The organism is Phycisphaerales bacterium, assembly GCA_020852515.1.
GTDB lineage: Bacteria > Planctomycetota > Phycisphaerae > Phycisphaerales > UBA5793 > UBA5793.
The window spans coordinates 129,111-152,893 of the sequence record JADZAS010000013.1; the positions used below are offsets into that span (position 1 = coordinate 129,111).

The 23,783-nt window shown below is 65.5% G+C and carries 18 protein-coding genes and 1 tRNA gene; 10 read left to right on the plus strand and 9 right to left on the minus strand.

Going from position 1 to position 23,783, the window contains the following annotated elements:
* Positions 1-3: 3 nt before the first annotated feature.
* Complete coding sequence (locus IT430_06775; GenBank protein MCC6907625.1) at positions 4-765, minus strand: hypothetical protein; 762 nt, start codon at positions 763-765, stop codon at positions 4-6.
* Between the two features lie 143 nt (positions 766-908).
* Between IT430_06775 and IT430_06780 the strand changes: the two genes are divergently transcribed.
* From IT430_06780 to IT430_06790, 3 genes are all read left to right on the plus strand, one after another.
* Positions 909-2,717, plus strand: coding sequence for a hypothetical protein (locus tag IT430_06780; protein ID MCC6907626.1), 1,809 nt, complete (start codon positions 909-911; stop codon positions 2,715-2,717).
* 124 nt (positions 2,718-2,841) lie between these two features.
* Positions 2,842-4,656: a hypothetical protein gene (locus tag IT430_06785; GenBank protein ID MCC6907627.1), complete on the plus strand. Its 1,815-nt coding sequence runs from the start codon at positions 2,842-2,844 to the stop codon at positions 4,654-4,656.
* 37 nt (positions 4,657-4,693) lie between these two features.
* Positions 4,694-5,383, plus strand: coding sequence for a TrkA family potassium uptake protein (locus IT430_06790; protein MCC6907628.1), 690 nt, complete (start codon positions 4,694-4,696; stop codon positions 5,381-5,383).
* 25 nt (positions 5,384-5,408) lie between these two features.
* Here the strand turns inward: IT430_06790 and IT430_06795 are convergent, their stop codons facing one another.
* Positions 5,409-7,286 carry an ABC transporter ATP-binding protein gene (locus IT430_06795; GenBank protein ID MCC6907629.1) on the minus strand — a complete coding sequence of 626 codons (1,878 nt, stop codon included), beginning with the start codon at positions 7,284-7,286 and terminating at the stop codon, positions 5,409-5,411.
* Positions 7,283-9,196: an ABC transporter ATP-binding protein gene (locus tag IT430_06800; protein MCC6907630.1), complete on the minus strand. Its 1,914-nt coding sequence runs from the start codon at positions 9,194-9,196 to the stop codon at positions 7,283-7,285. The genes IT430_06795 and IT430_06800 overlap by 4 nt, the downstream gene beginning before the upstream one ends.
* Positions 9,197-9,342: 146 nt before the next feature.
* Here IT430_06800 and IT430_06805 point away from each other — a divergent pair, with 146 nt between their 5' ends.
* Positions 9,343-10,410, plus strand: coding sequence for an NAD-dependent epimerase/dehydratase family protein (locus tag IT430_06805; GenBank protein MCC6907631.1), 1,068 nt, complete (start codon positions 9,343-9,345; stop codon positions 10,408-10,410).
* A 475-nt stretch (positions 10,411-10,885) separates the two neighbouring features.
* On the opposite strand, the gene IT430_06810 is transcribed toward IT430_06805, so the two are convergent.
* Genes IT430_06810 through IT430_06825 form a run of 4 tightly spaced genes read right to left on the minus strand, consistent with a single transcriptional unit; the run spans position 10,886 to position 13,811 of the window.
* Positions 10,886-11,074: a hypothetical protein gene (locus tag IT430_06810; GenBank protein ID MCC6907632.1), complete on the minus strand. Its 189-nt coding sequence runs from the start codon at positions 11,072-11,074 to the stop codon at positions 10,886-10,888.
* 55 nt (positions 11,075-11,129) lie between these two features.
* The gene (locus IT430_06815) at positions 11,130-12,011 is read right to left on the minus strand and encodes a metal ABC transporter permease (GenBank protein MCC6907633.1); all 882 of its coding nucleotides are present in this window, start codon (positions 12,009-12,011) and stop codon (positions 11,130-11,132) included.
* On the minus strand, positions 12,008-12,817 hold the full coding sequence (locus IT430_06820; GenBank protein ID MCC6907634.1) for a metal ABC transporter ATP-binding protein: 810 nt from the start codon (positions 12,815-12,817) through the stop codon (positions 12,008-12,010). The genes IT430_06815 and IT430_06820 overlap by 4 nt, the downstream gene beginning before the upstream one ends.
* Positions 12,810-13,811 carry a zinc ABC transporter substrate-binding protein gene (locus IT430_06825; protein ID MCC6907635.1) on the minus strand — a complete coding sequence of 334 codons (1,002 nt, stop codon included), beginning with the start codon at positions 13,809-13,811 and terminating at the stop codon, positions 12,810-12,812. The genes IT430_06820 and IT430_06825 overlap by 8 nt, the downstream gene beginning before the upstream one ends.
* A 184-nt stretch (positions 13,812-13,995) precedes the next feature.
* On the opposite strand from IT430_06825, the gene IT430_06830 reads away from it, so the two are divergent.
* From IT430_06830 to IT430_06845, 4 genes are all read left to right on the plus strand, one after another.
* Positions 13,996-14,068 (plus strand) — tRNA-Ala (locus IT430_06830).
* A gap of 75 nt (positions 14,069-14,143) precedes the next feature.
* The gene (locus IT430_06835) at positions 14,144-17,167 is read left to right on the plus strand and encodes a proline dehydrogenase family protein (protein MCC6907636.1); all 3,024 of its coding nucleotides are present in this window, start codon (positions 14,144-14,146) and stop codon (positions 17,165-17,167) included.
* 18 nt (positions 17,168-17,185) lie between these two features.
* Positions 17,186-17,518 carry a hypothetical protein gene (locus tag IT430_06840; GenBank protein MCC6907637.1) on the plus strand — a complete coding sequence of 111 codons (333 nt, stop codon included), beginning with the start codon at positions 17,186-17,188 and terminating at the stop codon, positions 17,516-17,518.
* A gap of 59 nt (positions 17,519-17,577) precedes the next feature.
* Positions 17,578-18,066 carry a DUF1569 domain-containing protein gene (locus IT430_06845; GenBank protein ID MCC6907638.1) on the plus strand — a complete coding sequence of 163 codons (489 nt, stop codon included), beginning with the start codon at positions 17,578-17,580 and terminating at the stop codon, positions 18,064-18,066.
* Here the strand turns inward: IT430_06845 and IT430_06850 are convergent.
* A complete protein-coding gene (locus tag IT430_06850) occupies positions 18,063-18,464 on the minus strand; it encodes an SRPBCC family protein (protein ID MCC6907639.1) in 402 nt (133 codons plus the stop codon). The genes IT430_06845 and IT430_06850 overlap by 4 nt on opposite strands.
* A gap of 267 nt (positions 18,465-18,731) precedes the next feature.
* On the opposite strand from IT430_06850, the gene IT430_06855 reads away from it, so the two are divergent.
* Together IT430_06855 and IT430_06860 are read left to right on the plus strand one after the other, a co-directional pair.
* Positions 18,732-21,257 carry a S9 family peptidase gene (locus tag IT430_06855; GenBank protein MCC6907640.1) on the plus strand — a complete coding sequence of 842 codons (2,526 nt, stop codon included), beginning with the start codon at positions 18,732-18,734 and terminating at the stop codon, positions 21,255-21,257.
* Between the two features lie 45 nt (positions 21,258-21,302).
* Entirely contained in the window at positions 21,303-22,556 is a 1,254-nt protein-coding gene (locus IT430_06860; protein MCC6907641.1) for a pyridoxal phosphate-dependent aminotransferase, read from the plus strand.
* A gap of 100 nt (positions 22,557-22,656) precedes the next feature.
* Here the strand turns inward: IT430_06860 and IT430_06865 are convergent, their stop codons facing one another.
* Positions 22,657-23,631 (minus strand): hypothetical protein, encoded by a 975-nt coding sequence (locus IT430_06865; protein MCC6907642.1) that lies wholly within the window; start codon positions 23,629-23,631, stop codon positions 22,657-22,659.
* Between the last annotated feature and the right edge of the window lie 152 nt (positions 23,632-23,783).

The following is a 23,783-nucleotide window of genomic DNA, read 5'->3' on the forward strand; positions in this document are numbered from 1 at the left end:
CGCTCATCGCTTCGGCCCGCGCGGGGACGACTGGCCGTTCTGTGCTTCTTCCGGCGCGGACGCGGCGGTAACCTGCACGTCAAAGCGAAACTCGACAAACGGGCCAATGAGCGGCGGGATGTCGAATGCGCCAGGTTCGGCCCGCGACTCGTTCGTGCGCACCTCAGGATTCAGCAGGCCGCGCAGCCGCACGAGATCGCCGTCCTCCAGGCGCGAGAGAATCGGGCGCAGTCGCGCCGGCCACTCGATGACGAATCTCGACCCGACCGGCTCGCGCGTGGCCGGATCGACGAGGCGCAGATCGACGTACGCCTCGCTCGCGTCGATCACATCGCGCGACACAATCTCGCAGAGCCACTCGACGCGGCGGCGGTGATCGCGATTCACTTTGTTGGACCACTGGCTCAGCAGGCGCAGGTGCTGGCGACGGGCCCGCTCATCACGCGGCGGCTCGGCCGGGAAGGCCTCTGCGTAGTCCGCCTTGAGCCGCTCGAGCAGTTCATCCGGGGTGGAAAGATCGGCCTGGCCGGGATGAGGGCCAGGGTTCTGGGACGGGTCCTGGGGCTTGCCTTCCAGCGCGGCCAGCTGCTCTTCGAGCTGGCTAATCCGGGTCTGGGCGGCGGCGAGTTGCTGCTCGAGTTCAGCCACGCGGGCTCGCAGAGCCGCGGCCTCGTCCGGCGGCTGCGGCTCCTGGCCGGCGCCCAGAGGCTGCAGCCAGCCGGAGAGAACGAGTACGATCGTGGAGACGAGGACATATCTGGACATTAAGAACCTCAATTCGGCAGCCCAAAAGTTTCCGGATTTGCGGCACCTGTGACACCTTTTCACCCGTTATCATAATAATCAGTGATGGGCCGGCGCCCCCGGTCCCGTCTGATCTTCGGGGCATCCCCGAGAGGAGCACAGCGATGGAAGACATCCGCACCGTACTCACCCACGCCGCACGCCGGCTTGGCTTCAAAGGCTTCCTGGATCGCGCCCACCTCGTCGCGATTGTCGCGGCGTCGCTGGCGCTGCTTCTGGTCGTGCTGAGCAAAGCGATGCCGGCGGTGAACGACGCGGTGAACTGGCTCTACATCGGACCCGCGCTGGCGCTGACTGCACTGGCGGGCGCGCTGGTGTGGTGGATGCCCAACCGCCCCTCGCCGCTGCACGTCGCCGTCGAGGTGGACCAGCGGCTGGAACTGCGCGAGAAGTTGAGCACCGCCATGCTCTGCCGCGGCCGCGAGGATGCGTTCGCGCAGGCCGCGATCGATGACGCCATCGCCGTGGCCAGGCGCCCCGAAACCTCGCGCAACGTGCGCAAGCGCTTTGCGGTGGCGGCTCCGCGGCAGTGGTGGATCACGCCGGTGCTGCTGGCGGCTGCGGTGCTCACTGGCGCGGCGGTGCCGGCCGGCGACTGGTTCGCCCGGCAGGAGGACGAACTCACCATCGAACAGCGCGAGCAGATCGACGAGATCCGCGAGCAGTATGAAGCGGCCATCAAGGAAGCCGCCGAAAAGGCCGGCAAAGATCCCAAGGAACTCAAGGAGATGCTCGCCGAGGCCGAGCACGATCTGAAAGAACCCGACGCCACCAAGCCGCCTGAAGAGTTCAAGCGCGAGGCGTTCAAGAAACTCAACTCGCTCGAGGACAAGTTGCGTGAGCAGACCGACACCGAGCAGGCGCGGGCGCTCGAAGCGCTGCAGAACAAGTTGAGCCAGCTGGACCCCTCCACTGACAGCGGCCCCACGGGCGATCTGAGCAAGTCACTGGCCAAGGGTGATTTCTCCTCGGCTAAGAAGGCGCTCGATGAACTTCAAAAGCAGATCGAAGGCGGCAACCTCTCCGACGATCAGAAGAAGGCGCTGGGCGATCTGGCCAAAGAACTCGACAAGCTCGCGCAGAACCAGGACGCGATCAAGGAGCAGCTCAAGCAGGCCGGCATCGACCCCAAGGCCATGGAGAACATGCAGGACCTCCAGCAGGCGATCGCCAACGCTCAGAACCTCACCGAAGAGCAGAAGCAGCAACTCGCGCAGGCGGCCCAGGCGGCCCAGCAGGCGGCGCAGGCAATGCAGTCTATGGCTGGAGCATGCCAGAGCATGGCCGGAATGCAGGGCATGCAGGGAATGCAGGGCATGCAGGGCGCCGAAGGCATGAACGGGCAGAACGGCATGCAGGGCGCGCAGAACATGGCCAATCAACTCTCGCAGATGGAGATGATGGCGCAGCAGCTGGCGAACATGAATGCCGCGTGCGAAGGCCTCGCAGGCCAGTGCCAGAGCATGGGCCAGGGCCTTGGGCAGTGCAACAGCCAGGGCATCAGCCAGGCCATGGCGCAGATACAGTGGATGCAGATGCAAAACGGCGGTCGCGGACCCGGCATGGGCAAGCGCGGCCAGGGCGCCGGCGGCAGCGGCTCGCGCCTCGCCACCAAAATGTCCTACACCGATGAAAAGCAAAAGGTCTACACCGACCCCAACAGCCAGATCATCGGGACGACCTTTATCGAGGGCAAGCAGATCATCAAGGGCCAGTCGCAGGTGAAGTTCAACGAACTCGTCCGCGCCGCCTCGAGCCGGGCCCGCGAGGACGTCGAAGAAAACCTTCTGCCGGCTCAGTACGAGCGGGCCATGAAGGTGTACTTCGGCGAGATGCAGAAGCGGGCCGAGATCGTCAGGGAAGCGCCGGCTGAGCAGCCCGCCGAAGCGCCTGCTGAACCCACCGAACCCTGATCCGGTCGCCGAATCTCAAAGTTCCCCGCGCAGCCGCCGGATTTCCGGCGGCTGCTTCGCTTCCCGGGCCGCGCGATTGGGGTCAACGCCGACTCTGCCGGCGTCCGATATGCTATAGACCCTCATGCAGCGGCGGCAGTACGTCAACACGACTCCCAAGGGCGCCGAATCGCTCGCCTGGCTGCTGCCGCGCGGGTTGCTCGCTGCAGCGCTGAGCATCACCTTCATCCTCGAAGTGGGCTTCATGGACCCGCTGCTGTCGGAGTGGGCGTTCCTGGCGATCAAGTCCGCCATCCTCCTGGGCCTCTGGGCCACGCACGCGACCGCGTACGCCCTGCGCCGCGACCGAAGCGACTGGCTGCGCCAGCGCGGCATCGAACTGCTGCTCCTGTCCGCCTCGACCGCGGTGATGTTCCTGCACGCGGGCGCTGCACACCTTCTGGGCGCGCTGCTCATCCTGTACATCCTGCTGCAGAATTACCTCGCGCTCGCGCAGCAGGTGATCCGCTACAGCCTGCTGTTCGTGGGCAGCTTTGCGGTGCTCATTGCGCTGGGGGCGCTGCTGCTCATGCTGCCGCGGGCCACGCCGCTTGGCAATCCGATCGATCCGCTCGATGCGCTGTTCACCTCGACAAGCGCGGTGTGCGTAACGGGACTGATCGTTCGCGATACCGCCACGGAGTTCACGCCCTTCGGCCAGATCATTATTCTCATCCTGATTCAACTGGGCGGGCTGGGCATCATCATCTTCGGCGCGCTGCTGGCGACGATGCTCTCGGGCTCCATCTCGGTGCGGCACGCCTCCAACCTCCAGGAAGCCGTCGCCTCGGTCGAAAGCGGCCCGGGCAACATCGAGCGCCTGGTGCGTTTCGTGATCGTCGCCACGCTGCTCACCGAGGCTGCCGGCGCGGCGATTCTCTATCTCGGCTGGGCGCCCTACGCGGCCAGCGATGCGCGCATCGGCGAGCACCTCGGCTTCCACAGCATCTTCATGTCCATCAGCGCCTTCTGCAACGCCGGGTTCTCGATCTACTCGGACAACCTCGAAGGTTTCCGCTACCACTGGACGAGCCACGCGGTCATCGCGCCGCTGATCGTCTGCGGCGGGCTCGGTTTCCCCGTGCTCTACAACATGTGGCAGGCGCTCGTGGCGCAGGTCAAACTCAGGTCCCGACGCGTCACCCAGCGGCAACTGAACCGCCAGGGCCTCACGCGGCTGAACCTGCACACGAAATTGGTCCTCGTGACCACCGCCGCCGTCTTCCTGCTCGGCGCCGCCGGCATCTTTGCCGGGCAGCTGGTCCCCTACTTCCAGCGCACTTCCACCACGGTGCCCTCGCTCGACGCCCAGCCGCTGGCGCCGCTGACGACGGGCGAAGTCGGCCGGCGCCTGCTCGACGCGACGTTCATGTCCACGACGGCGCGCACCGCCGGGTTCAACACCATGGACATGGAGGAACTGACCACCATGAGCCGGTTTGTGCTCATGATGCTCATGTGGATCGGCGGCTCGCCCGGCGGCACCGCAGGCGGGGTCAAAACCACCGTCGTGGCCGTGCTCCTGCTGACCATCCTCGCCACCCTGCGCAATCGAGATGAGACAGAGGTCTTCAACCGATCGGTGCCTGAAACGCTCGTGCGGCGGGCGGGAGCGCTGGTCATGCTTGGATTCGTCATCGTGGCCGGCACGACGCTGTGCCTGACCATCACCGAGTCCTATCGATTCTCGTTCCACCTGTTCGAGGCGGTCAGCGCGACTTCGACGGTCGGTCTCTCGCTCGGGCTGACTTCCGAACTGACCACGTTCGGGCGCGTCGTGATCATCGTGGCGATGTTCCTCGGCCGAGTCGGCCCGCTGGCGCTCCTCGGAGCCGTCGCGTTCGCCGGCGTCGAAAAGGTCCAGTACCGCTATCCATCCGAGCCGGTGATGCTCGGCTAGACTGAACACTCGGGCGGGTTCGCACGGAGCCGAAGGTATGGCATCAGAACGTTTCGTGGTCATCGGGCTGGGTCGATACGGCTCGCGTCTGGCCGTCAACCTTGCCCGCGCCGGCGCTGAGGTCATCGCCATCGATCGCGACCGGGAGGTCGTGGAGGAGATCCGCGACCGCGTGACGCTGGCCGTAGCCATGGACGCGACGGACGAACAGGCGCTGCGCCTGCAGGGCGTGGACAAAGTGGGCATCGCGGTCGTCGCCATCGGCCACGACTTCGAGGCCAACGCGCTCACGACGGTCATTCTCAAGCACATCGGCGTCAAGCGCGTCATCAGCCGCGCCGGCAACGCGATGCAGGTGCGCATCCTCAGCCGCATCGGCGCCGACTCGGTGGTGAACCCGGAAGACGAGACCGCCGACCGCTGGTCGCACAAACTGCTCGCGCCGTACCTCGTTGACCACATCGAACTGGCGGAGGGCTACGGGCTGGTGCAGATGCCCACGCCTCGCGCCTGGGTCAACAAGAGCCTGGCCGAACTCGACGTGCGCCGCACCTACAACGTCAACATCGTGGCGATCAAGAAGCGCGTCCTGACCTCGACGGAAACGGGCCAGGAGGAGTACGACGAGATGGTCATGGATACGCCCATGCCCACGAGCCGCCTCAACAGCGATGACATTCTCATCATCGCCGGCCGGGACGAAGACCTCGAAGACCTGCCGCAGTAGGGTCGGCGACGCGCTGGACGTCGGCTCAGGCCTTGCCTTCACTCAGTTTCACGAACTCGGCGTGCAGGCGCGGATAGACGGCTCCGCCCCGGAGCAACTCGGCGTGCGTCCCCTGCTCGACGAGCCGCCCGGCGTCGATGACCAGAATGCGGTCGGCGTTGCGGATCGTGCTCAGGCGGTGCGCGACCACGAAACTCGTCCGGCCCTCGAGCAGCCTCTCGAGCGACTGCTGCACGCGCGCTTCGGAGACCGTGTCGACGGCGCTGGTCGCCTCGTCGAGAATGAGCAGCCGCGGCCGAGCCATCAAGGCTCGCGCAAAGCAGATAAGTTGCCGCTGGCCCAGCGACAGCGCCGAGCCGCGCTCGCCGACCTGCGTGTGCAATCCCTGCGGCAGTTCCTCGATGACGTCCAGACACCCCAGGCGCCGGCAGACCTCGCGCACCTGTTCCTCGCTCGCCTCAGGTCGGGCAAAGCGGATGTTGTCGAGCACGCTGCCCGTGAAGAGGAAGTTCTCCTGCTGCACGATGCCGGTCTGGCTGTGCAGATCACCCGGGCTGATGTGCCGGATGTCGATGCCATCGAGCAAGATGCGCCCGCTGCCGTGCAGGTAGAACTTGGCGATGAGATTGATGATGGAGGTCTTGCCGCTTCCAGTGTGGCCTACGAGGGCGATGGTCTGTCCCGGCTGGGCGCTGAAGGTGATGTCGCGCAGCACCGGCCGGTCCGCCAGGTAGCCGAACGAGACGCCCTCGAAGTTGATGCGCATGCCTTCGTCGAGGCGCGGCAGCGATACGGCTTCGCCGGCCTCGGGTTCGAGGCGGGCCGGCGCGGTGTCGAGCAGGTGGAACACGCGCTCGGCCCCGGCCATGGCCTGCAGCACCACGTTGTACATGTCGCCGATAACGAGAATGGGCTGGAAAAATACGCCGGTCATCATCATGAACGCAAGCAGATCGGTCACCGTCATCGCTCCGCTGGCGATGCGCAGCCCGCCGACGAGCAGCGCAATGGCGATGAACACCTGGCTCGTGACATCCATCAGCGGCAGGTAGAGCCCCTGCGCCTTAGCCACCACGAGATGCCGGTCGCGGTGGAGGTGGCAGATGCTCCGGAACATGGCGCTGTTGCGATCTTCGCGCGTGAACGCCTGGGTGACGCGAATGCCGGCGATCGATTCAGCCAGGTTGGCCGTGAGCAGGCTGTAGGTCTCCTGCACGCGGCGGTAGGAGTTGGACAGCAGTTGCCGGAGGCGCCAGTTGGCCAGATACACGAACGGGGCTCCTGCCAGCACGACCGTCCCGAGCACAAGGTCGTAGGCAAGCATCACCGCCATCGCGTAGATCATCTGCACGACAGCTATGGTCAGGCGCGGCGCCACTTCGGCCAGGGCGCGGCGCAGCGCATCGATGTCGCTCGTGCCGCGCGCCAGGATGCGCCCGACCTTGGTGCGGTCATAGAAGTCCATGCCCAGCGCCTGCAGATGCGCGAAGATCTCGGATCGCAGGTCGCGCACGACGCGCTCGGCCAGCGTCGCTACCGCCACCTGTCGCACGCGCATGATGACATACCACAGCAGCGCCAGCGTCGTGAGGATGCTCACGCCGATGTAGAGCCACTGCGTGGGTGAGACGCCCAGCCGGTCGCGCCAACTCTCGGGGTGCTGTTCGATGGCGCCGCCGATGGTCTGCGCGACCAGCAGCGGGATCGTCCCGTTGAGCACCGCCAGCACGATGGCCAGCAGCAGTATCGACCAGAACAGGCCGGCGTAGCGCATCATCCGGCCGGCCACGCGACGCGTCATGGCCCAGTCGAACGGGCGGATGCGCTCGCCCGCGTCGTCGCTGGGCGAGGCGGCGGTGAGCACGTCTCCGGCCGTCAGGTTCGTCAGCCCAACCTGCGTCACGGCGCCACCTCCTGCGATGCAAGCGAGCCCGATTCCTCCTGCCGGTCGCGGTCGAGTTGCAACAGCGCCGCCTCGCGATAGTGATCGCTCTCGCGCATGAGCGTCTCATGCGTGCCTTGCGCGACGATGCGGCCGCGCTCGACGACCAGCACGCGGTCCGCCCGCCGCAGCGTGCTCAGGCGGTGGGCGATGAGCAGCGTCGTGCGGCCGCGCATGACGCGATCGAGATTCGCGGCGATGCGCACCTCGGTGCGCGCGTCCACGGACGCCATCGCGTCGTCGAGCAGCAGGATCGGCGCATCGGGCAGAATGGCGCGGGCAATGCTCAACCGCTGCCGCTCGCCGCCCGAGAGCGTCAGGCCGCGCTCGCCGATGATGGTCTCGTAGCCGTCCTTGGCCGCCGTGACGAATTCCTCAGCGATCGCATCGCGCACGGCGCGCTGCACTGCCTCGTCGGGCGCGTCGGGCACGCCGAATCGCACGTTGTTGGCGATCGTGTTCGAAAACAGGAACGGCTCCTGAAAGACGATGCTCACGGCCCGGCGTAGCGCCACGGGGTCCCACTGCCGCACATCCACGCCGTCCACGAGCACGCGGCCACTCGTGGCGTCGTAGAAGCGGCCGATGAGATCGAAGATCGTGCTCTTGCCGCCGCCCGCCGGGCCCACCATGGCGACCGACTCGCCGGGCTCCACCACGAACGAGACGTCTTCGAGCACCAGCGGCGTGTCAGGCCGATAGCGGAACGAGACGCGGTCGAACTCGATGCGGCCTCGGATCTCTTTGGGCGCGTATGCATCCGGCGGCGCGGCTATCTCAACGGGCGCATCGAGCAGTTCGAAAACGCGTGCCGCGCCGACAAGCGACTCGGGAATGCTCGAAGCGCTCGAGACGATCGTCTCAACCTGGCCGGCCAGTTGGCGCACGAGGCTGAAGAACACCCACAGCGTGCCCAGGGCGATGCCGCCCGCCGCCGGTCCGAGGTTCACCAGATGCCCGCCATAGAGCAGCAGGATCGCGATCTGCAGGAAGCCCAGCGTTGTGATCCACGGCAGCAGCGAAGCGTTGGTCTTCGTGATCGCCATGCGCGCTTCGTACGCGTCCGTGTTGCGAACTGCAAAGCGGCCCATGACCTGGCGCTCCTGGCCGAAGCCCTTGACCACCTTGACCCCGATGATGCACTCCTGCAGCGTCTGGATGAACCGGTCGAGCGCTTCGCGGTTCGTGCGCAGGCGGCGCTCGATGGAGCGGCTGTACCTGACGAGAATCCACGCCTGCACCGGAAACACCGCCAGCAGCGCCAGCGTAAGCCAGGCGTGCTCGCGGAACATGTAGAAGAGAAACAGCGTCAGCGCCGTGGCCGAGATGATCAGTTGCAACACCACGCCCTCGATGAACAGCCGCACCGAGCCGGCGTCGCCCGTCACACGGTTGATCAGCCCGCCCGAGTCGTGCGTGTCGAACCACGAGAAGCCCAGGCGCTGAAGTTTGTCGTACAGCGCCGTGCGCAGATCGACGGTGATGCGCTGGATGAGCGTCTCACTGCTCAGGCGCGTGCGGTAGCGGGCGTAGGTGCGCAGCAGCGTAATGACCAGAACCGCGCCCGAGGCCAGGCTCAGCGTCTTCCACAGCGGCCAGTCGGCCGGCGGCGCGAGGCCCAGCGGCCAGCGTGGCGGAGCGCTCGCCTCGGGCTGAGCCTGGTCGCGGAGGATGTCCAGCGCCAGACCGCTGTAGATGAAGCCGCACAGCGCCAGGGCCTCGACGCCCACGTCCCAGACCAGCGCGACGAGGCAGCCCCAGCGGTACCGCCACGTCAGGCCGAAGAGGCGACGGAAGTGGTCGGCCCGATTGGCGCTGGAACCGGCAGTTTCAGGGGGCGCAGCCTGCTGGGAGGACTCGAACAGCGACACACGCGATCATAGGCGCGGCCGCAAACCGCACATATGATTGCGGCCACGTCGTCAACCACGGCGCGCCCAGGTGGGTCTCGCGCTTCCCTGCGCGATGCCTTTGGGACGCCGCGCTACGTTCTGCCCTTTGTTCGTCGGAACCACCCATGACCTCACCCGATTCGACCACACCCACCTCCGGCGGCGCTTCGCGCCACGGCGGCACGCTCATCACCGGAGCCAACGGCGAGTTCGGCCACGGCCTGATCCGCACCCTCTACGACGCCGGCCATCGCGACATCATCGCCCTGGACGTGCGCGAGGTGGATGCGTCGCTCAAACCCATGTGCCGGGAGACGATCGTCGGCGACATCACCGACACCGCCCTGCTCAGCCGGCTGCACGCCAACTACGAGATCCGCTCGATCTTCCATCTCGCCGCGCTGCTCAGCACGCGCAGCGAGTTCAATCCCGAAGCGGCGCACCAGGTCAACGTCGTCGGCACCATGCACCTGCTCAAACTCGCGGTCGATGAAGCCATGTCGCATGGCTCGCCGGTGCGCTTTATGTTTCCCAGCAGCATCGCCGTCTACGGCGTGGACAGCCTCGACGCCAAGGCGCGGGCGGGCGCGGTCAGCGAAGACCAGTGCCTCGAGCCGACGACGATGTACGGCTGCAACAAACTCGCCTGCGAACACCTCGGCCGCTACTACGCCCGCCACTACCGCCAACTGGCCAAGGACCGGCCCAGCGGCGAGGCGCGGGTGGACTTCCGCTGCATCCGCTTCCCGGGAGTGATCTCCGCCTTCACGCTGCCGTCCGGCGGCACGAGCGACTACGCGCCCGAGATGATCCATGCCGCGGCGCGCGGCGAGCCGTACGCCTGCTTCGTGCGCGAAGATGCCCGCATCCCGTTCATCACCATGCCCGACGCGATCGAAGCGCTGCTCAGACTGCATGCCGCCGTGGCGACGCGGCTGACGCGCAGCGTCTACAACATCACCGCTTTCGCCCCCAGCGCGGGTGACATCGCGTCGATCGTGCGGTCGCACTTCCCCAAGGCCGAGATCACCTTCCGCCCCGACATCGAGCGGCAGGGCATCGTGGACTCCTGGCCGGAGGATACGAAGGACGCCGCGGCAAGAGCCGACTGGGGCTTCAAGCCGCAGCACGATCTGAGGACGGCGTTCGAGGAGTATCTCATTCCGAACATCCGGGCGCACTACGCGAAGTAGTCTCGCTTCGAAAAAAACAAACTCGACGGCTTTCGCCGTCGAGTTCGTTGTGCATATTGATCGTTGTATCAAGGCTGCACATTCGCGGGCTGCACATAGCGCAGAACCCGTCGGAACTGCCCTATGCGTGCAGCCCCTTGATACAGTCATTCAGGTTCGTCACTGGATCACCTCGCTTTCATATACGGGCCTCCCGGTCGCGGCGTCGACCCTCGGCGCACCGCTCCGGCCTTGACTTCCCCGCACCGTCATGCGGGGCACAACGCCCGTCGCATCCGGGCTCGCGTAGAGCCGCAGGCGACGCTCGTCGGGAGTCGATCCATCCGCGGCAGCCGGGTTCTCCGACGCTCTGGATTTCAGCCATCCCGATGCTCAAGAGTATCGTCGAAAACGGCGCATCGTCAAGAGAAATCTGCCCTCCCGGGCCAACGTCAGGCAGATTTTCTCTGGTCCGATCAAAGCGGCCTTTGCGGGCTCAAACGTCAATGTCTTGCGGTAAATTGCCCAGCCTCACCTGCTCGTCCAAGTAGGCCTGAAACTCGCCCATCTTGTAGCTGATAAAGCAGAACGCGTGCTCGAGCGTAACCCACTCGATGTCCGTCGGGTCCTTGTCCACGTCGTGGCGGAGGCGGTTGAGTTCGGCCAGCAGTTTCTCAGCCTTCACGGCACATCCTTCCCATTCGCCTGGATCGGAATTCGAATCGACCGCCCGATGGTAGTCACGCCCGGCTGGGCCGCAGGCGGTTCCACGCCAGGGCCGCGGCAAAGAGCATCGCGAGAATGAGCACGACCATCGGCCCCACCGGCAGGCGGCCACCCATGACGCCAAAGGCCGCGAGGTAGCCCCCCACCATCCCGATCTCGCCGAGCACCACGCTCGCGACGAGCACGGTGGCCAGGCGCCGGCTGATGAGCAGAGCCGCGGCGCCGGGCACAATGAGCAGCGCGTTGACGAGGATGAGACCGAGCAGTTTCATGCACAGCACGATGATGCCCGCGATCATGAGCAGCAGCAGGTAGTGCAGCAGCGTGGTGCGCACGCCAAAGACGCGGCTGACCGTCTCGTCGAACGCGAAGAAGACGATCTCTTTGTAGAGAAGCGCGAGCGCCGCGATGACCAGCAGCGAGCAGCCCGCCGCGAGCCAGACGTCCTGCGACCGCAGAAAGAGAATGTTGCCAAAGAGCACGACGTCCCACTGGGTGGGCGGCGTAACGCGGCCGGCCGTGAGCGCATCGTACCACCCGGCCCCGCGCAGGTGCAGGCGCATCTGGTCGAGCAGGAATCCGATGCCCATCGCCGCCACGAGCAGGATGCCGATGGCCGTGTCGATCATGACCTTGCGGCTGCGGCTGAGCAGGGCGATGATGATCGCCGTGCCGATGCAGAAGAGAAAGATGGTCAGGTCGCGCCACCAGCCGCTCAGCGCCAGAAACGCGGCCAGCCCGACGCCGCCAAAGCCGGCGTGCGTGATGCCCTGGCCGATGAAGGCCAGCCGCTTGAGGACGATCACCACGCTGAGCAGCGCGCACGCGGCGGTAAGAGCGATCCCGGCGAGCAGCGGTGCGAGGAAGCGCGGCTCAAATGCGTCCCAGATCGTCATGGCCCGGCGTCCCGCAGCGCGATCCCGGCGAGATTGTGGTTGAACACCTCGGCGAGCACTTCGCGCGTCAGCCCGGACGGTGCCGCATGGAAGTGCAACCGGCGGTTCAGGCACGCCACTTGGTCGCAGCCGGCGACGATGGCGCGCAGGTCATGGCTCACGATGAGCACCGTTAGCCGATACGAGCGGTGGATGGAGTCCATGAGTTGGGCAAACTTCGCCTGCCCGACCTCGTCGATGCCGACCATTGGCTCATCGAGCACGAGCAGCCGCGGCCGGCCCGCGAGAGCCCGGGCGAGAAAGACGCGCTGCTGCTGCCCGCCGGAGAGATCGCCTACGGGCTTGCCGGCCAGATCGGCGATGCCGACCTGTTCGAGCGCCTGGGCTGCGGCGTCGCGATCATCGGACGACGCCCGGCGGAACATGCCGGTCCGGCCGACGATTCCCTGCCGCACCACCTGGGAGACGCTGAGCGGAAATCGGATCTCCACGTCGTGCCGCTGGGGCACGTAGCCGACCAGGCTCGCAAGGCAGGCCTCTGCGGGCGTGCGGCCGAACACGCTGATGTCGCCCTCGGTGGGTTTGAGCAGGCCGAGAATGAGTTTGAGCAGCGTGGACTTACCCCCGCCGTTGGGCCCGACTATTCCAAGCCGTGTCCCCACCGGGATGTGCATGGTGATGTCGTCCAGCACGCGCACGCCCGGTACGTAGGAATAGCAGACGCGATCGACGCACACGGCGTCGCCGGCGTGATGCTGCTCCAGTTCGGCGGAGTGATCGTGTTGGCAGCAGTGCGCTTCAGCCACCGCCGTCCTTCGCCGCGACGTTGTCGCGCAGGCCTTGCACGAGGTTGTCCAGGTTCGTGCGCATCATGGCATCGTACGTCTCGTAGCCGCTGCGATTCGGATCGCCCAGCGGATCGAGCAGGCGCGGCCTGACGGCGCCGCCGAGGCCCTCGATCGCCCGCGAATCGAACTGCGGCTCAATGAACACGGCGCGGACACCCTGCTCATCGATGAAGCGGCGCACCTGCTGGAGGCGCGCGGGCGTCACATCGTGCGTCTCGAGGCTCAGCACCGTCGCCACGACGTTCAGCTCATACTCCTCGGCCAGCGGGTTGAACGCGTCGTGGAACGTGATGAGCCGGCGATCGGTGATCGGCTCCAACGCGTCCTCATACGCCACGTCGATCGCCGCGAGTTGCTCCTGCACTTCCGCTTCGCGCTGGCTGATGGCGGCGGCGCGATCGGGGTAGAGCGCCGCGAGTTCCTTCGCGAAAGCCGCGACAAGTTTGGAAGCGTGGCGCGGCACGAGCCAGACATGCGGATTGGCGCCGGCGAGGTCGTGGTGATCCTCGCCGTGTTCGGCGTGGTCGTGGCCTTCGTGGCCGTCGCCGGCCTCAAACTCGCCGAGTTCGCCGCCGAGGGTGGACATGAGGTGCACGAGCCGCAGGCCCTGGCCCGCTCGATCGCGATACGCCGGCGCCACCCAGTCGTCGATGCCGCCGCCGTTGGCCACGAGGAGCGCGGCGTAGTTGAGGGCATCCACATCGGCCGGCGAGGGTGTGTAGCCGTGGCTGCTCACGCCCGGCGGCAGGATCAGCGTGACTTTGACCTCGGGACCGGCCACCTGCCGGACGAGGTCGTAGAGCGGGAAGATGGTGACAACGACGCCGCCCCCTGCGGGCTTGCCCGAGCCGCCGCGGGAGCAGCCGGCCAGCGCGACCGCTCCGGCAGCCACGGCAACGAGCAGGAGGAGCACTGGCGCGAACCGGCGGTGCGTGAGCGACGTTTCAGGCATAGGAAGATTCTCCCCAATCGGCTCAGGTAATCCACTGCATTTAAACGGCCGGCGAGCCGATCTGCATACGGTACCGCGCCGGCCTGGACGAAGTTCGGCGGTTCTGGCTTCAATCTTGCCAGGGCGCCTCTTGGCGATTACAGTTGGTTTTCCCGTCTGCCGGCTGCGGCCGACGGGCGCACACGGGGTGGTAGCTCAATTGGGAGAGCGCTACGTTCGCAATGTAGAGGTTGTGAGTTCGATCCTCATCCACTCCACTTGAGCGCCCAGGCACAACCGTGCCTGGGCGTTGCACATCCAAAAGGGCTAGGCGATTCTGCTATGATGATGGCATGGCCATCTTTTCGCGCAACAAGAGTCGCACCGCTCCCGTAGCGGTTCCCGCCGCCCCGGTCCGCACCGCCCCCATCGCCGCCTCGCACGCCGGGCTGGATCGCAATCTCGAAGCCCAGATTCAGACGATCGGCCGCGCTTTTCTGGAAAAAGCTCGCGGCCAGAAAGCGGGGATGCTCAGCACCCAGTTCTGGTCCGACAGTCTCATGGAATGGTCCATGAAGGATCCGAACTTCAAGGTGCAACTGTTCCGCTTCGTTGACGCCTTCCCGATGCTCAAGACGCCCGAGCAGGTGCACGACCACCTCGTGGACTACCTCACCCAGCCCGGCGTCACGGCGCCCGCCGCCATCTCCCTGGGTCTCAAGGCCGGCGGCATCGCCAAGGGCCTGTTCACCTCGACGGTCACCCGGCAGATCACGGGCATGGCCAACAAGTTCATCGCCGGCACCGACGCCGCCTCCGCCCTGCCCGGCCTCAAGAAACTCTGGGATCACAACGTCGCCTTCTCCGTGGACCTGCTCGGCGAGGCGTGCGTTTCCGAGTCCGAAGCGCTCGCGTACCAGGCGAAGTACCTCGACCTCGTTGAGAATCTCACCAGCGAAGTCGGCTCGTGGAAAGCGAATCCCAAACTCGAGTCGGACTACCTCGGCGCCATTCCGCGCGTCAACGTCTCGATCAAGATCTCATCGCTCTACTCGATGACCGACCCGATCAACACGAGCGGCAGCATTCGCGCGCTGATCGACCGGCTTGAACCGATCCTCGTCGCCGCGCAGAAGCGCGGCGTGTTCATCAACTTCGACATGGAGCAGTTCGCGCTCAAAGACCTGACGCTCGAACTGTTCATGGCCTGCTGCGAGAAGTTTGACTTCCACGCGGGACTGGCGATGCAGGCGTATCTGCGGTCGGGCCCCGACGACGCGCGGCGCGTGATCGACTGGGCCAAACGCGCCGGCCGACAGGTCACGGTGCGCCTCGTCAAAGGCGCCTACTGGGACTACGAAACGATCCAGGCCGAACAGAAGGGCTGGCCGGTCCCCGTCTGGTCGCGCAAGAGCGACACAGATGCTTGCTTCGAAACCATGGCTGGCCTGTTCATTCAGAACATGCCGCGCAGTGCCGGCGAAGGCGGCGTCAAGCTCGCGCTTGGTTCGCACAACGTGCGTTCGATCGCCCACAGCCTCGCACTGCTGCGCAGCCTCGACCTGCCGGATACCGCGCTTGAACTGCAGATGCTCCATGGCATGGGCGACCAACTCAAGGCTGCGGCGGTTGAGACGGGTCTGCGCCTGCGCGAGTACGTACCGGTGGGCGAGATGCTCCCCGGCATGGCCTACCTGGTCCGACGCCTGCTCGAAAACACCAGCAATGAATCCTGGCTGAAGGCAGGCTTTGCGGATAACGCTTCAACCGAAGCCCTGCTTGCCAATCCGCGCAGCAAGTCCACCGGCCCCGATCCGGGCATCGAAGCCTTCAACTCGCTGCCCGAGCGGCACGCGCTGACGCCGGCGGTTGACGGCGTCGGCGACGGTCGGCCATTCTTCACCGACCCGCCGCGCGACTTCTCACAGAAATCGGTGCGCGAAGCGTTCAAGCGCGCGGTCGACGCGGCTGTCGTGCCAAGCGTCAAGGCGGACCGGACGGAAGAAGACGCCGAGCGGGCGCTCGCCGCCGCGCACGCCGCCCTGCCGCGCTGGCGCGCGACGCCGATCCGCGATCGGGCCAACGTCCTCTGCCGCGCCGCCGCGATCATGCGCAAGCGCCGCGATGAACTCTGCGGCATCATCATCCGCGAAGCCGGCAAGACCTGGCGCGAAGCCGATGGCGATGTGTGCGAGGCGATGGACTTCTGCGAGTATTACGCCCGCATGGCCGTGGCGCTCTTCGAGCACCAGCGCCTGGGCCGCTTCGTGGGCGAACTCGACCAGGTCGTCTACCAGCCGCGCGGCGTCGCGGTCGTCATCAGCCCGTGGAACTTCCCGCTGGCGATCCTCACTGGCATGACCACGGCCGCGATCGTGACGGGCAATCCGACGCTCATCAAGCCCGCGGGCCCGACGCTGGGCATCGCCCGGGCCTTCTACGACATCATGCTCGAAGCGGGTTGTCCGGCGGATGTCATCCATTTCATGGCCGGACCCGGCCGCACCGTCGGCGCCAAACTCGTGCGTGACAAGCGCGTCGCGCTCATCGCCTTCACCGGTTCGATGGAGGTCGGCCTGGACATCGTCGGCGCCGCCGGCCAGGTGCCCGAGGGCCAGGGCCACGTCAAGAAGGTTGTTTGCGAGATGGGCGGCAAGAACGCCATCATCGTCGACGCCTCGGCCGATCTCGACGAAGCCGTGCTCGGCGTGCGCTACAGCGCCTTCGGCTACCAGGGACAGAAGTGCTCCGCCTGCTCGCGGGCCATCGTCGTTGACACCAACTACGACCTCTTCGTCGAGCGCCTCATCGAGGCAACGCGCGCTTTGAAGATCGGCAACCCGGTCGATCCGAGCGTCGATCTCGGCCCGGTCATTGACGAACCGGCGTACAAGTCGATCATGAGTTACATCGAGATCGGCAAGAAAGAAGCGAGGCTCGGGCTCGCGATGGACCTGCCGCCGGCTGAACAACTCGTGCCGGGCCGGCATTATGTGCCGCCGCACATCTTTGTCGATGTGCCGCCGACGGCCCGCATCGCGCGTGAGGAGATCTTCGGGCCGGTGTTGTCGGTCATCAAGGTCAAGACGTTTGATGAGGCGCTCGAAATTGCCAACTCGTCGCATTACAAACTGACGGGCGGCGTCTTCAGCCGCAAGCCTTCGAATCTCGAGAAGGCGCGGGCCGAATTCCGCGTCGGAAATCTGTACCTGAACCGCGGATGCACGGCGGCGCTGGTCGGCCGCCAGCCGTTCGGCGGCTTCGGCATGTCCGGCGTGGGCACCAAGGCCGGCGGGCCGGACTACCTGCTCCACTTCGTCGAGCCGCGCACCATCTGCGAGAATACGATGCGAAGGGGATTCGCACCGGAGTTGTAATCGACCGAGCGTATCCGCATGACCGACCGTCTCGATATCGACGCGGCCAGAGAGCGGCTCAAGGAGCTCGAGTCGGAAATCGGTCGAGTCCGCGCGATGCTGCCGAAGGAGAAGCAGCCCAGATCGGCGCCGGCTATGCACTGCCCTTCGTGCGGCGCTGAAATGGAATCCGGGATCCTCGTCGTCAAGGAGACGCTCTGGGGCTTCCTGTTGGCCGGGCTTTCATATCAGCACCTCTTCTTTCGGAGCGATGACGCCGACAAGGATGAGTGTGTGTTGGCGTCGGGCGTGCCCAGCCACGGCCATCGCTGCCCGGCCTGCCATACCGTGCTGTTCCGAAGCAGGTCCTGATCTCAATTCGACGCTGGCATACGATTCCGCACACGCCGGGGGCTACGGAGTGTGACATCATGGCCACTGCAGCCGGACAGGTGGACACGAAAAAGGCCCAGCGGCGGCCGCTTCGCTTCAATTCACTCGACGAAGTGAGGGCCGAGATCAATCGGCTCGCGTCATGCGAAGTTCGATCGACGGGCAACTGGACGCCCGCTCAGGCCATCGATCATCTTGCTTCCATCATTGAGGGTTCACTCGACGGCATCCCGGCGCAGGCCCCGTGGTTCGTGCGGATGCTTGCGCCGACGTTTCGCAACAAGGCGTTGCACAAGGGCATTCAGCCCGGCATCAAGCTCAGCGGCGACATGCTCCGCGTCATGCCCGCCGACGACGTGACGCTCGACAAGGCCATGGCCCGGATCAACCGCATCTTTGAGCGGCTGGATCGGGGTGAGAAGATGCTCCAGCCCAGCCCGGTCTTCGGCAGGATGACGCACGAAGACTGGTGTAACCTCCACATGCGCCACGCCGAACTGCACCTGTCGTTCCAGCACCCGGCCTAATCGCGCGACTCGCCGAATCTCTCGCGCAGACACTGACATCGGTACCTGAAGATCGAACGAAGGTCGCGCCGGACGAACAGGGCGTTGGCGAGTGCGCCGCCGATCATGTCATAGACGACGTGATCGCCGCACAATGTTCCGCCGTCACACTCCCGGAACGAATGCTCGTGACGCCAGACCCGGTACGGCCCGTGCAACTGCTCATCGACAAACCGATGCGGCGGCTCCCAGGCGCTGATGAGGCTGCGCCACTTGATCGGAATGCCACGGATCTTTAGTCGGTAGTCAATCTGAGACCCATGCCGCATCTCGATGGGTCGGGGCGTGCGCACTTCGAACCGCAGCGAGTCCGGAGTAATGGCATCGAGGTTCGCGGCGTCGGAGAAGAATTCGAACACTTCTGCAACCGGCCGGGGCAACCACAACAGCGCCCGAAGCTCAAATCGCCCGTCCGGCCGGCGGGGGAATAAAACCACCCCCTGCTCGGTCGCGGCGCTGCGCTGATTCAGCTCGGTATTGCCGGATTCTGTTGCCGCCACGGTGTCAAAGATACTCAGATCGCCAGCGGCGGGTTCTCATGGGTTGACGATACCGGGGATTCTCCGTAGTCTGCTGACTCAGGCGGTTCGTCCGACCGAACGCCAAAGTGCACCGAAAGGACCACCATGACTCGATGCAGGCTGATTGTCTTCTTCCTGATCGCCCTCGCACTGACCCGTGGCCCGACCGGCCTGTCCCAGACGGCGCAGCCCGCCGCCGGCGGAGGCGCCGACGAGCCGATCACGCTCGAACTCATCATGTCGGACCCCGACTGGATCGGCAACGCACCGGAGAACGAATACTGGGCGGACGACAGCCAGAGCATCTACTACTCCCGCAAGCGCCCCGGCAGCGACGAACGCGACCTTCTCCAGATTGACCGCACCGGCAGCGTCCTGCGCACCGTCAGCGACGAGGAGATGCCCTTCATCGACACGCGCGGCGGGTCGTACAGCAGCGACTACTCGTGGAAGGTCTACACGCGCGGCGGCAACCTCTTCGTCAAGGACTTCGCCGACGGCAAGGTGACCCAACTCACGCGCACCAGCGAGAACATCAGCGGCGTCGAGGTGATGCACGGCGACAAGCGCATCATGTTCCGCCGCAACGGTAATCTCATCGTGCGCGAACTGCTGACGGGCATCGAGACCCAGCCCGCCGACTTGCGAGCGCAGGATGATCCCGACAAGCAGAAGGACGACAAGGACAAGCAGGACTACCTGACGGCGCAGCAGGAGCGTCTCTTCGAGAGCATTCGCGAGAACAAGTCGGAGCGCGAGGCGTCGCGTGAGCGGCGCAAACAGGAAACCGACGCCGACGCGACCCGGCTCAAACCGTGGTACCTCGGGCGCGGCATCGACATTCGAGGAACTGACCTCTCGCCCGACGGCCGCTGGATGCTCGTGCGCACGGCCCGGAGCGGCGCCAAATCCGGCCGCGGCGACACCATGGCCCAGTTCATCACCGAAGATGGATTTGTCGGCACTCGAACGGTGCGCGAAAAGGTCGGCACGAGTGAAGTCGTCGGCGAGAGCCTCCTGCTGCTTGATCTCGAAACGCACGAGCGGCATGACCTCGATCTCAGCGTCCTGCCGGGCATCACTGATGATCCGTTTGCCGATCTCGAGAAGGCAGGCGAGGGCGCAAGCGGGGACGGAGTCGGCGACGGCGACGAAGACGAGCAGGACGGATCGCCCGAGAAAAAAAAGGCGGAGCCGCGCCCCGTCTCGATCCGGCGCATCACGTGGAACAGGGACGGCAGCGCCGTGCTCATGCAGGTCTTCTCGCAGGACAGCAAGGACCGCTGGATCGCGTCGGTGGATTTCGACACGTTCCAACTCAAGCCGCAGCACCACCTGCACGATCCGGCGTGGATCAGTTGGGGCTTTGCCGACATAGGCTGGCTCGCGGATGGCCGCACGTTCTACTACCTGAGCGAAGAGGACGGCTATTCGCACCTCTACACCAAGAACCTCGACGACGCGCAGCCGCAGAAACTGACGCGCGGCAACTATGAAGTGTCACACGTGGAACTCAGCCGTGATCGCAACCGGCTGTTCTACACCGCCAACCAGTCCCACCCGGGCGTGTACGAAGCGTGGGTGCTCGACGTGGCGTCGGGGCGGCCCCGGCAACTCACGAGCCTGGGCGGCGTGAATGACTGGTCGCTTTCGCCCGACGAGACACACCTGCTCATCTCGCATTCGACAGCCACGCGGCCACCGGAGCTGTATGTGCAGTCGATCGAGCCGCTGGGCAAGCCCAAGCAAGTGACGTGGACGGTGAGCGATCGCTTCAGTTCCAAGCCGTGGGTCGAGCCGCGCGTGGTGGAAGTGCCGTCGAGCGAGGCGGGCCGGCCGATCTACTCGCGCCTGTACCTGCCGCCAGGCCGCACGGAGGCCCGCGCCAGGCGGCCGGCGGTCATCTTCATCCATGGCGCCGGCTACCTGCAGAACGCGCACCACGGCTGGTCGTACTACTTCCGCGAGTTCATGTTCCACACCTTGCTCGCCCGGCGCGGCTACGTCGTGCTCGACATGGATTACCGCGCCAGCGCCGGCTACGGCCGCGACTGGCGCACCGCGATCTACCGCCAGATGGGCACGCCCGAACTGGTCGATCTGCGCGACGGCGTCAACTGGCTCGCGGAGCACTGCAACGTCGATCCGCAGCGCGTGGGCACGTACGGCGGCTCGTACGGCGGGTTCCTCACGCTTATGGCCATGTTCCGTGAACCCGACCTCTTCGCCTGCGGCGCGGCGCTGCGCCCCGTCACCGACTGGGCCCACTACAACCACGGCTACACCGCCAACATCCTCGACACGCCCGCGATCGCGCCCGAGGCCTACGAACGAAGTTCGCCCATCGAGTTCGCCCAGGGCCTCAAGAACCCCCTGCTCATCTGCCACGGCATGCAGGATGACAACGTCCTGATGCTCGACACCATCCGCCTCTCGCAGCGCCTCATTGAACTGAAAAAGGAGAACTGGGAGGTCGCGTTGTATCCGGTCGAGCCGCACGCCTTCCGCGAACCCACCTCGTGGCTGGACGAATACCGGCGGATCTACAAACTGTTCGAGGAGAACCTCTGGCCGGCGCCGCAAGCGGGCGGTGTGTCGTCTACGATGCACGCTCCCGCGGGCGGCCGCTGAGCACGGGGCTCAGCCCGCCGCGCAACACGTCAAGGAGAGGTCGAGATGACCGGCATTGCAGAACCAATGAGCGCCTTTCGGCAACTGCCCTTCATGGGCGTCATTCGCGTGAACGAAGAAGCCATGAAGATCGGCTATCGCATGGGCGATCCGAACTGGTCGAACCTCGGTCAGGGCCAGCCGGAGATCGGGGTTCTCGAAGGCGCGCCGCCCCGTTACGACAACCTCACGATCGATCTGAACGACCACGGTTACGGCCCGGTCGAGGGCTTGCCCGAGCTGCGCCAGGCCGTCGCCGATCACTACAACCGCCTCTATCGCGCCGGCAAATCGTCGCAGTACACGATGGAAAACGTCGCGATCGCCGCCGGCGGCCGCCTCGCGCTGTCGCGCTGCGGCGCCACCATGGCCGACATCCGCCTGGGCTACTTCACGCCCGATTACACCGCCTACGAAGACCTCCTCACCACCTTCGACCATCTCGATCCGGAGTGGATCGAACTGACGGCGGACACCGCGTTCCGCATCGACCCAGGCGAACTTGAGGCCCGCGTCGAGCGCGACGGCGTGGGCGCGCTGCTCATCAGCAACCCGTGCAATCCGACGGGCGTGGTGATTCACGGCGAAGATCTCGACGCCTGGGTACAGATGTCCCGCCGGCGCAACTGCACGCTGCTCATGGATGAGTTCTACTCGCACTACGTCTACGGCAGCGCGTTTGACTGCCCCGTGAGCAGCGCCGCGTACATCGAAGACGTGAACGAAGACCCCGTCGTCATCTTCGACGGCTTGACAAAGTGCTTCCGATATCCGGGCTGGCGCGTCGGCTGGGTGCTGGCGCCGCGCGGCGTAATCCGTTCGCTCACCGCAGCCGGAAGTTTTCTCGATGGTGGACCGTGCCGGCCGATCCAGCGGGCCGCGATCGAGGTGCTCAAGCCGCAGCGAGCCGATCAGGAGACGCAGGCCGTTCGCAGGGAATTCACGATCAAGCAGCGCCTCACGATCGACAGCCTTACGAAACTCGGCATCGAATTCCCCGGCAAACCCGAAGGGACGTTTTACGCCTGGGGCAGCGTGCAGAACCTGCCCGCGCCGCTGAGCGATGGAATCGGTTTCATGCGCGAAGCGTTCAAGCACCGCGTGCTCACGGTGCCGGGCGAGTATTTCGACGTGAACCCCCACCGCCGCCGCACGGGCCGCTCGCCGCTGTCGGGCTTCGTGCGATTCTCGTTCGGCCCGCCGCGCGCGAATCTTCAGGCCGGACTGGACCGCCTTGGCGAGATGCTGTCGAAACGCTGACGCCGAGCGCGGCGACCATGAGCGGCAGGCCCCAAACCCTTGCGGGCTGAGGCCTGCCGTGCCGGATGATGCTCGTGTGGAGACCTGTTCGCCGAAGGTCTTACAGTCCGACAACTCGGGTGAGAATGCAGCGAGCCTGCTCAGAGGCCTGCAACTTGAGGCGGCCGCATGCGGCCCTCGGGGCATTGCCGCGGAAAATCGCCGTACCATTCAGGTCTGCGGGCAACTGGCCGACGATCGTCGCGTTGCGCAGACTGAACTGGACACCTGCACAGCCAGGCACCGGCGTACCGTTGCGATCGTCGGGCGAATAGGCGAGAATGACCGGTGAGCCGGGCCATGCGTTGGTCACGATCGCGGAGATGCGGCCGGGGCAGGTCCCTTCGATCGCCAGTTCGATTCCGGTGTCGATGGGAAGCAGCTCAAGACTCTGCCCACCGTCGGGATGGATGATCTCGATGCGAAGCGCCGTTTCAGGGTTGCCCAGCACATTGCCCAGCAGTTCGAGATGCCGGGGATCCATGGGGGTGCACTGAATGAGCGGCATTTCGTTTACAAGGTCGTAGAACGACGAGCAGAAGCCGGCGAACATCTGCGTTGTGAGTTCAGGTGTCGCGCCTCGCTGGGTCTGGAAAAAGCCCTCGCGGCGATCGATGCTCACGTAGACGAGCCCATCGCCGAATGCCTGGCCACCGGCGCACGACAGCACGGCACCACCGGTGTCGTCATGTTTGTCGCCGACGCGAGCACCGTCCTTTGTCCACCACCAGCCTTGCTTCTTGATGGTGATGTCGGGAGAACCGGAATCGAACTCGATCACAGCTTCATTGGGCGGACCGCCGACAGGTTCCTTGGCGACGGTGCCGTCTGAGAAGTCGTGCTTGCTGCCGCCGCTTACGCCGGAATCGCGCGTGAAGGGCGACTTGGAGGTGATCGTAACCCCTTGCTTGGTCTCGACGTGCAGGTCGTTGACGTCCTGACCGGTCTTGTTCTGGAATCGGATCTTGCGGCTGCCGGCCAGCGATAGGCTGGTCGCGCTGAGCAGGACCGAAGCGCCCAGAAGGGCGAGGACCATGGAATGCATGCGAGCGCAGCCGGCACTTGATGTAAGATGACGCGCCATGATTGTAACTCCTTTCAAGAGTGGTTTGTCTGGCTTGAGGGCCGTGTCGACCCTTTCAATACAGAACTCGTCGGAGCGGGCGATGGTGGGCAGCAGGCGCAGTC